The 14,077-nt window shown below is 61.3% G+C and carries 14 protein-coding genes and 1 tRNA gene; 6 read left to right on the top strand and 9 right to left on the bottom strand.

The features are described 5' to 3' along the window. Window positions 1-85: 85 nt before the first annotated feature. The 3 genes from EOM25_08675 to EOM25_08665 all read right to left on the bottom strand — a co-directional run bounded on the left by EOM25_08675 (window position 86) and on the right by EOM25_08665 (window position 1,576). Window positions 86-179 (bottom strand) — tRNA-Ser (locus EOM25_08675). A gap of 78 nt (window positions 180-257) precedes the next feature. Then, window positions 258-692, bottom strand: coding sequence for a hypothetical protein (locus tag EOM25_08670; protein NCC25257.1), 435 nt, complete (start codon window positions 690-692; stop codon window positions 258-260). Window positions 693-700: 8 nt separating this feature from the next. Beyond that, on the bottom strand, window positions 701-1,576 hold the full coding sequence (locus tag EOM25_08665) for a DUF2156 domain-containing protein (protein NCC25256.1): 876 nt from the start codon (window positions 1,574-1,576) through the stop codon (window positions 701-703). A 129-nt stretch (window positions 1,577-1,705) separates the two neighbouring features. Between EOM25_08665 and EOM25_08660 the strand changes: the two genes are divergently transcribed. After that, window positions 1,706-2,656: a chemotaxis signal transduction protein CheV gene (locus EOM25_08660; protein ID NCC25255.1), complete on the top strand. Its 951-nt coding sequence runs from the start codon at window positions 1,706-1,708 to the stop codon at window positions 2,654-2,656. After that, entirely contained in the window at window positions 2,643-3,167 is a 525-nt protein-coding gene (locus EOM25_08655; GenBank protein NCC25254.1) for a hypothetical protein, read from the top strand. Before EOM25_08660 ends, EOM25_08655 begins: the two co-directional genes overlap by 14 nt. Window positions 3,168-3,202: 35 nt before the next feature. Here the strand turns inward: EOM25_08655 and EOM25_08650 are convergent, their stop codons facing one another. Together EOM25_08650 and EOM25_08645 are read right to left on the bottom strand one after the other, a co-directional pair. Then, window positions 3,203-3,472, bottom strand: a complete 270-nt coding sequence (locus EOM25_08650; GenBank protein NCC25253.1) for a DUF1844 domain-containing protein — start codon at window positions 3,470-3,472, stop codon at window positions 3,203-3,205. 41 nt (window positions 3,473-3,513) lie between these two features. Further along, window positions 3,514-4,728, bottom strand: a complete 1,215-nt coding sequence (locus EOM25_08645) for an alanine--glyoxylate aminotransferase family protein (protein NCC25252.1) — start codon at window positions 4,726-4,728, stop codon at window positions 3,514-3,516. Window positions 4,729-4,827: 99 nt separating this feature from the next. Here EOM25_08645 and EOM25_08640 point away from each other — a divergent pair, with 99 nt between their 5' ends. Beyond that, entirely contained in the window at window positions 4,828-5,970 is a 1,143-nt protein-coding gene (locus tag EOM25_08640; protein ID NCC25251.1) for a radical SAM protein, read from the top strand. Here the strand turns inward: EOM25_08640 and EOM25_08635 are convergent. Beyond that, entirely contained in the window at window positions 5,958-7,241 is a 1,284-nt protein-coding gene (locus EOM25_08635) for an MFS transporter (protein NCC25250.1), read from the bottom strand. The genes EOM25_08640 and EOM25_08635 overlap by 13 nt on opposite strands. 109 nt (window positions 7,242-7,350) lie before the next feature. On the opposite strand from EOM25_08635, the gene EOM25_08630 reads away from it, so the two are divergent. Further along, window positions 7,351-8,421, top strand: a complete 1,071-nt coding sequence (locus EOM25_08630; GenBank protein NCC25249.1) for a response regulator — start codon at window positions 7,351-7,353, stop codon at window positions 8,419-8,421. A gap of 55 nt (window positions 8,422-8,476) precedes the next feature. On the opposite strand, the gene EOM25_08625 is transcribed toward EOM25_08630, so the two are convergent. From EOM25_08625 to EOM25_08615, 3 genes are read right to left on the bottom strand one after another with little or no spacing between them, the layout of a single operon-like run. After that, window positions 8,477-9,388 carry an AEC family transporter gene (locus EOM25_08625; protein NCC25248.1) on the bottom strand — a complete coding sequence of 304 codons (912 nt, stop codon included), beginning with the start codon at window positions 9,386-9,388 and terminating at the stop codon, window positions 8,477-8,479. A gap of 8 nt (window positions 9,389-9,396) precedes the next feature. Beyond that, on the bottom strand, window positions 9,397-10,794 hold the full coding sequence (gene lpdA, locus EOM25_08620) for a dihydrolipoyl dehydrogenase (protein NCC25247.1): 1,398 nt from the start codon (window positions 10,792-10,794) through the stop codon (window positions 9,397-9,399). Further along, window positions 10,763-11,863: a DUF814 domain-containing protein gene (locus EOM25_08615; GenBank protein ID NCC25246.1), complete on the bottom strand. Its 1,101-nt coding sequence runs from the start codon at window positions 11,861-11,863 to the stop codon at window positions 10,763-10,765. The genes lpdA and EOM25_08615 overlap by 32 nt, the downstream gene beginning before the upstream one ends. 194 nt (window positions 11,864-12,057) lie before the next feature. On the opposite strand from EOM25_08615, the gene recA reads away from it, so the two are divergent. After that, window positions 12,058-13,134 (top strand): recombinase RecA, encoded by a 1,077-nt coding sequence (gene recA, locus EOM25_08610; protein ID NCC25245.1) that lies wholly within the window; start codon window positions 12,058-12,060, stop codon window positions 13,132-13,134. Between the two features lie 45 nt (window positions 13,135-13,179). Beyond that, window positions 13,180-14,077 (top strand): alanine--tRNA ligase (locus EOM25_08605; protein NCC25244.1); only part of this gene is annotated, 898 nt, incomplete at its 3' end.

Raw genomic sequence — 14,077 nt, 5'->3', positions numbered from 1 at the left:
AATGAACCGGTTTCGGCCTGTGTTCTGAGCCGAAACGAAACAAAAAAAGGCTCCCGAAGCTGAAAGCTTGGGAGCCTTTGAATTTTGGCGGAGAGGGAGGGATTTGAACCCTCGATGGAGTTTTAAGCCCCATACCCGCTTAGCAGGCGAGCGCCTTCAGCCAGCTCGGCCACCTCTCCGGGTCGTGGGTTGCCTCGGCAACCGAAGTCAGTCCTCCTAAATGGAGGCGGAGTCGATGTCAATACGAGGGATTTGAATCAGAACTCCCAGAGTTTCAGCCAGAACTCGACCCGGCCTCCGGCGTCCCGAAAGGCGTCCTTGAAACGCATTTCCTTCAGGTCTTCGATGGCCCGGTCCAGGTCGGGTTCGATCAGATCACGGTCAGTGAAGGCATCGGAGAGTTCATCCCTGGATATCCTCAGCCCGAATCGTGGCTCTCTCGGCATTTGGGGTGTTGGTTCAGGGACCGAGACTCCTGGCAGGGTCCAAGGCAAGAAGGAATCGAGTTCTTCGGACTCGAAGATTCGGAACCGATAGGCGTCGAGTTCGCTTCGGGTCAGATATCCGGCCAGGGGAGTCTCGGGAGAGATCGACGAGTCGTCGCCTTGGACCGAAGTCGAGACCGAGGCCAATGCCTGGCCGACAAGTAGGAGCGGAAAAAGGATCGAAACGATTCCGCAGATACAGCGCATCGTGGGTGTCAGGCCATGCGGATTTCGAATTTTTTCAGAAACCCGACGGGGTTGTAGGACAGCTTGGCCTTGCGCAGACCCTCGTCGCCAAGATCCTGCTCACGGTTGACCAGGGCGAATTTTTGGCAGTCTTTGGCCAGAAAAAGGGAGTTTATGGCCTGGTAGACACCCTTGACGTTGGGACAGCCCTTCTCGAAATGGATGACCACGGTATTCTCGTCAAGGGGCTCGGCGATGGTGTATGCCACCATGTGCCCTCCCACTGTCAGGCCGGCCCCGAAGATGCGGTCCAGACGGTCCCAGTCGTGCATGACCCGGACGATGGCCTTGTTTTCGGCCACCAGCGTGGAGTCGCTTTCGCCCCCCCGCCAGAGCATCCATTCGGTCTGAAGACCCAGAGCATGCTCGACGCTGTGCCGGTCCAAGCGAACGTAGCGGTGATCGTCCTGGCGCAGGAACTGGCTCAGGAGGTTTTTTTTCTTGTGAAAGCGGTTACCCTTGAGTTCCACCAGTTCCTCGACGGAATACAGGTAATCCCAGTGTTCCCTGTTTTCCAGAACCTCAATGTCGTGACATTGAACGACCATGATGTCCTTGAGGGCCTCGGGAACGCGGATGAACCGGCATCGGCCCTCGACGGCCCGGTGGACGCGGCCCCAGTTTATGGTCGTCCAGTCGCCCAGGGGCGCCCAGAAGATCGTGTCCGGACGGGTCTGACGGACAAGGACGCAGTCGTCCAAAAAAGCCCGCTCCAGGCCATATTCGAGCATCCAGCCCCAGAGGTTGACGAAGCTGTAGTCCGAGGCCTTCTGGCCGCAGCGGGAGAGAAAGGATATGTAGGCCTGCTGATCGTCCAGAGAGAACGGCTGGAAATCCAAAGGCATGGATTGCTCCGAAGGCCGGTACTCGGTTTCCGGCTCTGAATTTTTTCGTTTGAACTCGTAAAAGAATCAAGTATAGGCATTGGTCACGGGCCGTCAACACAGGCCGTCCGGATTCAAGGAGGTACTTCCATGTCCAGGCAGGAGATCTTGCTCGAAAGCGGCACCAACGAACTGGAAATCATCGAGTTCTACATCCAGGAGGAGGGCTCGGATCGAGAGCCGTCATATTTCGGAGTCAACGTGGCCAAGGTGGTGGAGGTCATCGAGAGCCCGGACTTGGAGGCCAGCCCTGCGGCCAGGCATCCGAGCTTCTTGGGAACTCTGGCGCATCGGGACCGGGTTCTGCCGGTCATCGATCTCGGTGTCTGGCTGTCCCTGAAGCGACAAACCATCGGGCACGAGGTCATCCTGGTGACCCAGTTCAACCAGCGGACCACCGGATTCCTGGTCACCGGAGTGACTCAGATCCACCGGTTGAGCTGGCAGGAGGTCAATCCTCCTGGTCGGTACGTGTCCACGCTGGACTCCAACTGCATCACGGGCATGGCCCGGATTGAGGACCACTTTGTCCTGCTTCTGGATCTGGAAAAGGTGGTTTCGGATCTGGACCCGGATTTCGGAGCCGAGGCTTCGGAGATTGAGGGCAGACCAGGGGAGGGCCGTTGGGCCCTGGTGGTGGACGATTCCGGGGTCATGCGCCACATGGTCCAGGAGAACCTGGAACGGGCCGGTTTTTCGACCGTGATTCGGGACAACGGGGAGGAGGCTTGGAAGTTTTTGACCGGAGAGTCTCCGGGTCGCCCAGGAGAGCCCGAGCGGGTGGACATCCTGGTTTCGGATATCGAGATGCCCAGGATGGACGGTTACAGTTTGACCAAAAGGATCAAGGAACACCAGGAACTGCGGGCGATGCCGGTGATACTTTTCTCTTCGCTGATCACCCAGGAACTCAGACACAAGGGCGAGGCCGTGGGGGCCGACGACCAGATTTCCAAGCCCGAGTTCGCTTCACTGGCCGAGCGGGCCCTGGCCCTGATCGGAGAAAGAAAGCCCAAGGGGGTGGACCTTGAAATTGCTTGAGGCCAGACAGGTGGATGTGGTCCCTGAGTTGGACATGGAGACCTATTCGTTTTTGTGCCAGAGTCCCATGCTCAGTACGGCCGAGGTGCTGGACGCCGCGGCCTTCTGGGAGCGATGGGTGCCTTTGCTTCGGGCCTGGAGGTTTGGCCGGGACAAGGGCTACGTGGCTGTGTACTTGGAAGAGGACGTGGAGAAGGAGGTCGATGCATTGTGGGCCGAATCCCAGTCCCGGGCCTTTCGGATCGAGGCCGTCGCTCAGACCATGATCATGGGCGGGCTGCGTCATTTTTTGCCCCGGCTGGACAGGACGAAGTGTGCCCCTGTTCCGGTGCCGACCAAGATTCTCAAACGTACGGTGGAAAAAGCAGGTCTTGTTCTTCACGACACCGGAACCGTGGACAGGAAGTATTCGACCCTAACTTATTATCCGCACAAGGACGGCTGCACCCGCTGTTACCTCAAGGAAACCTGCCCCAAGCGATTCAACTGGTCGAACGCGGGTCTGAAATAGATCGGTCCGGGAAAGAGGCCGATTCCGATTCCGATTTATCCCTTCTTGCGGACGTACACCATGCGGAGCTCGAAAAGGACATCCTGAAGGAGCCGCTCCTCGTTCTGGTCCAGATTGCCCTTGGTTTTTTCCTGAAGCATGGTCAAGAGGTCGATGGTCTGTTTGGCCAGGGGAAGGTCGAGGCCGCGCTGTCCTGTTTCCGGGTCCGGGACCTCGTCGAGGTGGACCATGCCCGAGGAAACAAGGGACATGACGAAGGTCGAGAAATTCAGGTAAGGCATGCTTTCGCTCTTGGCGTCGCTCATGTCGTTGTCCGGTCGATGGGGGCCGCGGATGGCCTCCGAGGTCAGATGTTGCTGCGATACCCCAGGGCCTCGCGGGTCTTGGGGTCAATTCCGGTATCGGGCAGGGGTTCGGCCAGGGCGGTTTCGTAGGCGGCCATGGTTCGGTCCAGAACGTCCATGACTCCGCAATGCCCGCCGCAGGCCATGATGGATCGATGCAGGGCGTGGACTCCGGCCAGGACATCGGACCAGTCCACATGTCCCATGTGCCCGAGACGGACGATGCGGCCCTGGAGACGGTCCTGTCCTCCGGCCATGATCACGTTCCAGTCTTTGGCGGCGAGAGCCAGAACCTTGCGGCCGTCGATGCCCGGGGGGAGCAGGATAGAGGTCAGTCCCCAGGTGAAGGAGACCGGAGCCAGAAGATCCAGACCCATGATCTCGGCCCCGGCCCTGGCCATGCGGGTCAGGGCCCATTGCTTGCGGTAGATGGCCGGAAGGCCGTGATCCTGAAAGAGACGTAGACAGGCCTGAAGTCCCACGACCAGATTGATCGACGACGTGAACCCGGTCTGGTTTTTGGCCAGCTTGCTTCGTTCGTTCAGCAGGTTGAAGTAGAAATTTTTGGGTTTGATCCGCTCGGCCCGTTCCCAGGCCCGGGGGCTGAGGGAGAGAAAGGCCAGCCCCGGAGGGAGCATGAGCCCCTTCTGTGATCCGGTCAGAAGGCAGTCCACACCCCATTCGTCCATGGGGCAGGGGGAAATCCCCACGGCCGAGATGCCGTCCACGATCAGGAGGATGTCCTTTTTACGGACCAGTGCTGCCAGCTCGCGGATGGGGTGGAGAACTCCGGTGGAGGTCTCCGAGGCCTGGACCAGGACGCCCCGGATGTCCGGCCAGCGGTCGAGGCAATTCTCGACGTCCTCCAGATCCACCGGCTTTCCCCAGTCCACGGGCAGGGCGCTGACTTCGAGCCCGTGGGAGAGGGCGATGTCGGACCAGCGCTCTCCGAATTTTCCGCCTTCGACGACCAAAACCCGCTCTCCCGGGGCAAAGAGATTGGTCGCGGCGGCGACCATGGCCCCGGTGCCGGAGGCGGACAGGACGAGAACAGGCTGGGCCGTGCCGAAGAGTTCCCGCAAGCCGGTCTGAACCTCGGCCATGACGGCCTCGAAGTCGGCCTTGCGGTGGTGGATCATGTCCCGGGCCAGGGCAAGTCTGACCTCCTCGGGCAGGGGAGTCGGTCCGGGGGTCAGGAGTCTGGGTTTGTTCAGCATGTCATCTCTCGCATGGTTGGCGTTCAGGCATGCAAAAACAGGTATCGTAAAGGTCCCGGGGAGGCAAGGAGCGCCTTGGGAACGGTGATGGAGGGAAAGATGAACGGCGACACCGAAGGGGATGACAGATATCCGGGCCTTCCGGCCCATGTCCAGTCCATTGTCCGGGGTTTGGCCGACGAGTCGGTCGTGGGAACGGCCATGTTCGACCGGGTCCGGAAGCGGTTGCCGGGACTAATCTGGGAGATTCTCGAAGAGGGAAGGCGCCATGAGGACCTCCTGGACGTTGAGGGCCAGGCAGTGAACGGGGACATCCTCTATCTCAAACAGTACCGGGGGCGCTTTCTCCGCTTCTGTCCGGGCACCCGCGAATACAATTGTTGCGGCTACCGCATTGTGCACATTGGAGAGAATTGTCCCCTGGCCTGCAGCTACTGCATCCTCCAGGCCTATTTTCAAGACAGAGTTCTCAAAGTCTGGGCCAATCAGGGAGACCTTTTCGCTGAGCTGGACCGAGCCTTTGGAGCCGATCCGCGCAAGCGGTTCAGGGTGGGAACCGGAGAGTTTACCGATTCACTGGTCCTGGAGTGTCTAACCGGCTACAGCCGGGATCTGGTCGGTTTTCTCGGGGCCTACGAGAACGTCTGCCTGGAGCTTAAGTCCAAGATCGTCGATCTGAGCTGGATGGAGGCCGTGGCCCGTCCCGACCGGGTCCTGCCGGCCTGGTCCCTGAACTCTCCCCAGGTCAGACAGTCCGAGGAGCTGGGAGGGGCCAGTCTGGAAGAGCGGCTGGCTGCGGCGAAAATCTGCGCGCAAAACGGGTTCAGGGTCTGTCTGCATTTCGACCCCATCATCCGCCATCCGGGCTGGCGTGAGGGCTACACCCGGACGGTGGAGGCCATCTTCGACCACCTCCGGCCGGAAAACATCGCCTATGTCAGCCTTGGTTCATTTCGGTTCATGCCGGCCCTGAAAGGGGTCATTGAAGAGAATTTTCCCGATTCAACCTATATCTACGACGAATTCATCACTGGCCTGGACGGCAAGCAACGTCTGCTCCGACCCTTGCGGGTGGAGCAGCTCGAATTCGTGGCCGGCCGACTCCGGGCAGGAGGTTTGGACCGTCAGCTCTACATGTGCATGGAGTCCAACGAGGTCTGGCGGTCCGTGCTGGGCTACACCCCGGCCGATCTGGGCGGGCTCTCCCGCCATCTCATGGCCCAAGCCTTTCAGGACGTTTGACGGGCCCGCTGGGCGGCCACGGCCAGAACGCCTCCACCGACGAAGAACAGGGCCAGCACCAGAAGGCTTAAGCGGCTGGCCAGTTCTCCCTCCAGACCCGAGGCGTGGAGCAGAACAGCGGTTCCGCCCATGAGGACCGGACCCAGGACAGTGGAGAACCGACCGACGAGATTGAACAGGCCGAAGAGCTCCCCGGCCTGTTCGGGACGGATGATGGCGGCAAACCAGGATCGGCTCAGGGCTTGGATTCCTCCTTGGGCTAGACCGATGGCCGCGGCCAGGAGGTAGAACTCGAGCCTCGTGTCGATGAACACCCCCCAGACGCTGATGCCCAGATAGATGGTCAGGGCCAGGAGGATGCCGGTCATGGTCCCGACCTTGGATCCGATGTATCCAAAGAGGAGGGAGGCGGGCAGACCCACGAACTGGACCAGCAGCAGGGCCGAAATCAGGTCCTGGGGAGAAAAACCGATGGACAAGCCGAAGTCTACGGCCATCCGCATCAAAGTGTGGACCCCGTCGATGTAGAGCCAATAGGCCAGAAGAAAGAGAAACAAGGGCCGGTCCGCGGGCAGGGATTTCAGGGTTCGGATCAGGCGGGACAGAGTCGGGATGGTGCTTCCACCTGGGGTCGACGTTTCCCGAACCAGAAAAAAGAGGGGCAGGGAAAAGACCGCCCACCAGATGGCCACCAGAACGAAGGACCAGGCCACAGCCTGTTCCGGTCCGGCCAAGCCGAAGGTCTCGGGTTTCAGAACCATGGCCACGTTCAGGGCCAGCATGAGCCCTCCGGCCAGATAGCCCAGGGCGTATCCGGCGGAGGAGACGGCGTCGAGGCGATGGGTCGGAGCCACCTTGGGCAGGAGGGCGTCATATAGTGCCGACCCTCCGGTGAACCCGGCCAGGCCGATCAGGTAGCAAAAGGCGGCCGTCAGCCACTCTCCCTGGGGGACGAGGGCCAGAAGGGCCGTGGCGATCATGCCCGGAACGGCCAGGAGGGCCAGGTAGGGTTTGATCCGCCCCCGGCGGTCTGCGGCGGCCCCCAAGAAGGGCCCCAAAAGGCCGATGCCCAGGGATGCCAGAGAACTTATGACCCCCAGCCGGGCCGAACTCGTGGTGGCCTCGACTCCGACCGACCAAAAATTCTTGAAGAAAATCGGGAAGAACCCGGCCATGACCGTGGTGGCGAAGACCGAGTCAGCCCAGTCATAGAAGCACCAGGCCCAGGCCTGACGACCAAATCGGGGAACGGGTCTTGAAATTTTTTTCATGGAGACCTAGCATCCTTCACTATGACGGTGGGGAAAGAGATTCTCAGGAACACAACGGCCAAGATGCTGGGCCGCTCAGCGCGAGGCAACATATCCGGGGGCTCGGACCATGAACGATGATGATAGGAAGAGAAGAATACTGTGCGTGGACGACGAGGACTTCAACCTTGCCGTGCTGTCGGGATTCATCCGCAGGCTGGGACACGAGCCGGTCACGGCCGGATCGGGGGAGGAGGCCAAGGAATTTCTTGACGAGAGCATCGACCTGGTACTTTCGGATGTCATGATGCCGGGCATGGACGGATTCTCCCTGGTGGAGTGGATCCGGACCGAATCCCCCAATCCGGACGTGCCGGTGATCATGGTCACCACCCTGACCGAAAAGGGGGACAGGTTGCGGGCCGTGCAGGCCGGGGCCAACGACTACGTGACCAAGCCCGTGGATCTGGTCGAGCTACGCATCCGGTCCGATTCCCTGCTGAAGATGAAGGACTCCCAGGACGTGGTCAAGCTTTATCAGCGCCATCTCGAGGAGATGATCGAGGAGAGGACCAAATCCCTGCACGATACATTGAAGCGCCTGCGCACGGCCCACATCGAGATCATCAACCGCTTGTCGGTGGCGGCCGAGTTCCGGGACGAGGACACGGCCTCCCACATCAACCGAATGAGCCACATCTCAGGGCTGCTGGCCAGAAAAATGGGCATGACCGAGTACGAGGTGGACACGGTGCTTCATGCCAGTCCCATGCACGACGTGGGCAAGATCGGCGTGCCGGACGCGATTCTGTTCAAGCCCGGGCCCTTGTCGCCGGAGGAATGGGTGATCATGAAGCGCCATACCGAGTTCGGTGGAAAGATCCTTGATGGAGGCGATTCCGACCTGCTCCAGTTGGCCAGGGTCATCGCCCTGTCCCATCACGAGAAATGGGACGGATCGGGATACCCCAATGGGCTCAAGGGCGAGGACATTCCCCTTGTCGGGCGGATTTGCGCCGTGGCCGACGTCTTCGACGCCCTTATGAGCGAGCGTCCCTACAAGAAGCCGTTTTCTTTGGAGAAGTCCTTGGACATCATGCGCCAGGGCCGGGGAAGCCACTTCGACCCCCGGGTCTTGGATGCCTTCTTGGACAACCTCGACGAAGCCCTCTCGATCCGCCACCAATTCAACGAACAATGATCTTCCCGGCCCCGGAGAGGTGGGATCGTTCTCTCGCCGAGCACTCCGGGGCCTCTCACTCCAAGAAATAGAGAATCGGAGACAGGGTCCCCAGGGCCAGAATGGTCTGTGTGGTGATGATGGCGGCCATAGCCTCGTGGTCGCCTCCCATCTGTCGGGCCAGGATGAAGGAGGACACGGATACAGGCACCGCCGTGAACAGAATAGCCGTCATTTGAATCGCGTCCGGGGCCTGGAGAATTCCGGTTGCAGTCCAGGCCAGTACGGGTAGCGCCAGGAGGTGCAGGCCGGACGATAGCAGGGCCGGCGTGGCGTGGGACTTGGTGTCTGCGGGACGCAGCCCGGCGCCTACGGCCAAAAGGCCCATGGGCAGGGCCGCTTGTCCGAGAATGCCGAGGGTGGCGTCGGCCAGCCTTGGCAGGCCAAGGCCCATGACGTTCATGACCATCCCGGCGGCACTGGCCAGGATGAGAGGGTTGCGGGCGATTTCAAGTAGAGGCCGCGACCAGCCGCCGGAACGGCCGGAACCGAAACGGGTCAGGCAGGCCACGGAAAGGACGTTGACCAGGGGGATGAGGGTCAGCAGGGCTGCGGCGGACAGGGCCATCCAGTCTGGGCCGAGCAGGGCCTCGGCCAGAGACAGGGCGATGTATGTGTTGGGACGGATGGCTCCCTGGAAGACCGAAGTGAAGGCCGGGTCGGACAGTCGGAGAAGGGGCCGAATCAGGACCAGCAGGACGGCCATTGCCAGGACGGCCAGAGCCAGACTGAAGACCAGAATCCAGTATTCGGGAGACATGGTCCGGCCAGACAGACCTCGCACGAGCAGGGCCGGCAGCAGGACGTAGTAGGTCAGGCTCTCGGACAGGGGCCAGAAGCCCGGGCCTGGAAAGCGCATCCGTTCCAGGAGCCGACCGGCCAGGATGAGGGCAAAGACCGGGGCGACGGCCAGAAGGACGTGTCCCACACTCGGCCTCAGCGTTTCATGCTGGCGGAAACGGCCTCATGGACGGCCTCGGCCAGGGTCGGATGAGCATGGATGGTCCGGAGGATGTCCGCCGTCTTGAGCCCGTTGGCCAGGGCCAAGGCCGGTTCGGCCACCAGGTCCGTGGCTCTGGGGCCGACGATGGTGGCCCCGAGAATTCGGCCGCTTCCGGCCTCGGCCACGACCTTGGCGAACCCAGCCGTCTCGTTCATGGTCAGAGCCCGACCATTGGCCAGGAACGGGGTCTTGCCGACGTTGACCTCCAGACCCCGATCCCGGGCCTGGTCCTCGGTCAGACCCACGGCGGCCACTTCAGGCATGGTGAAGATGCAGGAAGGCACGGCAGTGTAATCCATGACCTCGTCCGAACCGGCGATGCTTGCGGCGGCGATCTCTCCCTGCCGGGAGGCCACGTGGGCCAACTGGACGATGTTGGTCAGGTCTCCGATGGCGTAGACGCCCGGGACATTGGTCTTCATCCGCTCATCGACGCGCACGCCCCTGGTGGCCGGATCCATTTCCAGACCCAGAGCCTCGGCGTCGATGCCGTCCATGCTGGGCCTGCGGCCCACGGCCACCAGAATACGCTCGGCGTCAACGGTCTCTTCCTGATCCTGACGGGAAAAGATCAGGCGGAGGTCCTGTCCGACGGATTCGATCCTCAAGCCCCGGGACGAAGTCAGGATGCTGATGCCGGCCTTTTTGGCGCTTTTCTCGATTTCTCGGACGGCGTCCCGGTCGATCCCGGAGAGGATGGAGGGTAGGAATTCGATCACCGTGACCCGGGTTCCCAGGGCGGCCAGGATGAAGGCGAATTCCATGCCGATGACCCCGCCGCCGAGGATGGTCAGGGAACCCGGCAGAGTCTCAAGGTCCAGCATGTGTCGGCTGGTCATGACTCCGGGAAGGTCCGCACCGGGAAGGTCCGGGGTCCAAGTCTGGGATCCGGTGGCCAGAATTACGTTTTCGGCCGTCACGACGATCCGGTCGTCATCCACGAAGACCCGGCCCGGGGCCTCCAGGCGGCCCTGGCCCTGAACCACGGTCACCCCGGCCTTACGGAGCAGAAAGGCCACACCCTTGCGCAACCGGTCCACAACCGCGTTCTTGCGGGCCACGATGTCCGGCAGGGAAAAGGACAGGTTCTCGGCCCGCAGGCCCAAAGCCGCGCAGTCCTTCATCTGGCTGTACACCTCGGCGCTGTGGGCCAGACACTTGGTCGGGATGCAGCCCCAGTTCAGACAGGTGCCCCCGAGATGGTCCCGTTCCACAAGCACGACTTTTTTGCCGTACTTGGCCAGGGCCAGAGCTGCAACGTAGCCACCGGGGCCTCCGCCGAGAACGACGGTGTGGCTCTCAAGATGCTCGGTTGTCGATGTCATCGTCATGATCCTTGGTTGGTTGTGATTCGCCTCCCAGGGCGGCCTTGACGGTCAGAGCTTCCTCATTCCAGAGGGGAGGAGCCCATCCGGGAATGCCTGTGGCGGCGGGCATGATCGTCAGGGAGCGGCTCTGTCCGTCCCGGTCCACTAAAACCTCCACGGCCCGGCGGGATTTTCTGGCCTTGGGCGAGTAGCCGGCCATGATGGACGCGGCCTCGGCCAGATCTTCTTCTGTCCAGACCTCTCCGGTCATGGGTCGGCCAACGGCCAAGGGGCCGGGATGGTGGGCCAGGGCGAGGACGTAATCGTCAGGCCTGACGAGATCGGTCATGCATTCGTTGTCGGCCTTGTTGCGGCCGATGGTCAGCCAGCGCTCTCCTTTCCAGAACTGCCGTCCGCAATTGCTGAGATGGAAATCCTCGGGTCCGGATTTGGCCTTGCGGGCGAAGATGGGCCAGAACCGGGCCGAAGCGGCGGGTTCGGTTAAAAGGCAGCCCCCGGCCGGGGTGGGGATGGGGGAGATGCCCATGGCCTCGGCCAGACGAAGCTGCTCCTTTCGGCCTCGGCCCCAGATGGCCTCAAGGCGGGAGCGGTCGATCAGGCCTTGCTCTTCGGCCAGGGTGGGGGGCAGAAGCTTGGCGCACAGAGGGCGAAGCAGGATATTCCGGGTTTCGGAATCCCTGGTGATGGCGTTCAGGCTGTCCCGGCGCTGGGACATGGGGCGCTGGCCGATGACCTCGCCGCTGATCAGAAACGAGGCCCCGTATTCTTTCATCATACCTTTGGCGATGTTTAGCAGAAGAACCTTGCAGTCGATGCAGGGGTTCAAGGTCCGTCCGAATCCGTGCTGCGGCCCGTTCACGAGCAGATCGACGAACTCTTGATCAACCGGAACGACCCGGATCGGAAGGCAATAATCTTTCTGCCATTGTTCGGTTTTTTCGGTGTGTCCGAAGAACGGCGAGACAAAGTGAAGACCCAGGACCCGGAGCCCCTGATCCTTGACGAGACGGACGGCCAGGATGGAATCCAGTCCGCCGGAAAAAAGGGCCAGGGCATCGTATGTGTCGTTCATGCGGGGCTGACTACCGGACATCACTTCCCGGCGCAAGATATGGAGGAAGAAGCCGGTCTGGGTGTGGGTCAATTCCTGTTCTTTCAAGGTGTTGACCTGCAAATTCTCTGTGATCCCGCCATTTGCCCTAGAACCGTGATTGGGCTATAGTTCCCACCTTGTTTTCAGACAACCACGCAGCGCGAGGAGACAGCATGGCCCGGAAAAGCGTTCTTTCCCAGGAAGAGTTGAAGCAGGAGGCGTTGCAGACTGCCCTGACGACCATCGAACGGAAGTACGGCCAGGGATCGGTGATGCGTCTGTCCGACGAGGCCCATCAGGCCATCCCCTGCATCCCCACAGGTTCCATAGCACTGGATCTGGCCTTGGGCATCGGGGGCATTCCCCGGGGCCGGGTCACGGAGATCTACGGGCCGGAATCCTCGGGCAAGACGACCCTGACTCTGCACATCATCGCCGAGGCTCAGAAGCGTGGCGGCGTGGCGGCCTTCATTGATGCCGAGCACGCCCTGGACGTGAACTACGCCAAACGCCTCGGGGTCAAGACCGACGAGCTGCTCGTTTCCCAGCCCGACTACGGGGAGCAGGCCTTGGAGATTGCCGATCTTCTGGTCCGGTCTGGGGCCGTGGACGTGGTGGTCGTGGACTCGGTGGCGGCTCTCATCCCCCAGGCTGAACTGGACGGGACAATGGGCGAGACCCAGGTTGGCGGCCAGGCCCGGCTCATGTCTCACGCCATGCGCAAATTGACCGGGACCATCCACAAGTCCAGAACGTCCATCGTCTTCATCAACCAGATTCGGATGAAGATCGGCATGACCGGTTACGGCAGCCCGGAGACGACCACCGGCGGAAATGCCCTCAAGTTCTATGCCTCGGTTCGTTTGGACATCCGCAAAATCCAGACCCTGAAGGACAAGGAAGAGAGCTATGGCAACAGGGTACGGGTCAAGGTGGTCAAGAACAAGGTCGCCCCGCCCTTCCGGGAGGCCCAGTTCGATATCCTTTACGGTACAGGTATCTCCCGCGAGGGGGAACTCCTGGACATGGGGGTAGACAACGGGGTGATCGAAAAGAGCGGGTCCTGGTTCGCTTTTGGTGCCGAACGCCTGGGCCAGGGCAAGGAGAACGTCCGGGCCCTCCTTCAGGAAAACGAGGAGCTCAGGGACAAGGTCGAGGCCGCTCTGATGGAGCACCTTGGATTGGTCGGTACCAAGGCTCCGTCGGCTTCGGGCGATAACGAGGATCTGGGCGATTCCGTCGAGGAATAGCCTTTTACAATCTTAACTCTGAACATGAACGACGAGGTGCGGGCATTGAAGACGGCAGCCGAGATACGCAGGGCATTTCTCGAGTTTTTCCGGGCCAGCGGCCACGAGGTGGTGTCCAGTTCTTCCTTGGTACCCAGAGAGGATCCGACGCTCTTATTTACCAACGCGGGAATGGTTCAGTTCAAGCGGGTCTTCCTGGGCCAGGAGCGACGGCCCTATGTCCGGGCGACCACGGCCCAGAAGTGCCTGCGGGTGGGCGGCAAGCACAACGATTTGGAGAATGTCGGCCGCACGGCCAGACACCACACCTTCTTCGAGATGCTCGGGAATTTCTCGTTCGGTGACTATTTCAAGGAACGGGCCGTGGAGCTGGCATGGACTTTCCTGACGGGCGAACTCGGCCTGCCCAAGGATCGACTTCACGCCACGGTCTTCTTGGATGATGACGAGGCCTACGGTCTTTGGCAACGGATCGCCGGCCTGCCCGAGGAGCGCATCCACCGCCTGGGAGAGAAGGACAATTTTTGGTCCATGGGCGACACAGGTCCCTGCGGACCGTGCTCGGAGCTGCTCATCGACCAGGGCGAACAGATGTCCTGCGGGCCGAACTGCGGGATCGGCTCCTGTGACTGCGACCGGTTCCTGGAGGTCTGGAACTTGGTCTTCATGCAGTACGATCGGGACGAGAAAGGAACCTTGACTCCGCTGCCCCGGCCAAGCATCGACACGGGCATGGGCCTGGAGCGAATCGCGGCCGTGTGCCAGGGCGTGTACTCGAATTTTGACTCGGACGTGTTTGCCGGACTCATTCAGGCCATGGCCGAGATGGCAGGAGTGACCTACGGCCAAGACGAGGAAACGGACACGGCATTGCGGGTCGTGGCCGATCACAGCCGGGCCGTTGCATTTCTCATCGCCGACGGGGTACTTCCCTCCAACGAAG

Source organism: Deltaproteobacteria bacterium, from assembly GCA_009929795.1.
Lineage (GTDB): Bacteria > Desulfobacterota > Desulfovibrionia > Desulfovibrionales > Desulfomicrobiaceae > RZZR01.
The sequence above is the reverse complement of the archived record's forward strand: the minus strand, read 5'-3'. Positions and strand labels throughout refer to the sequence as shown.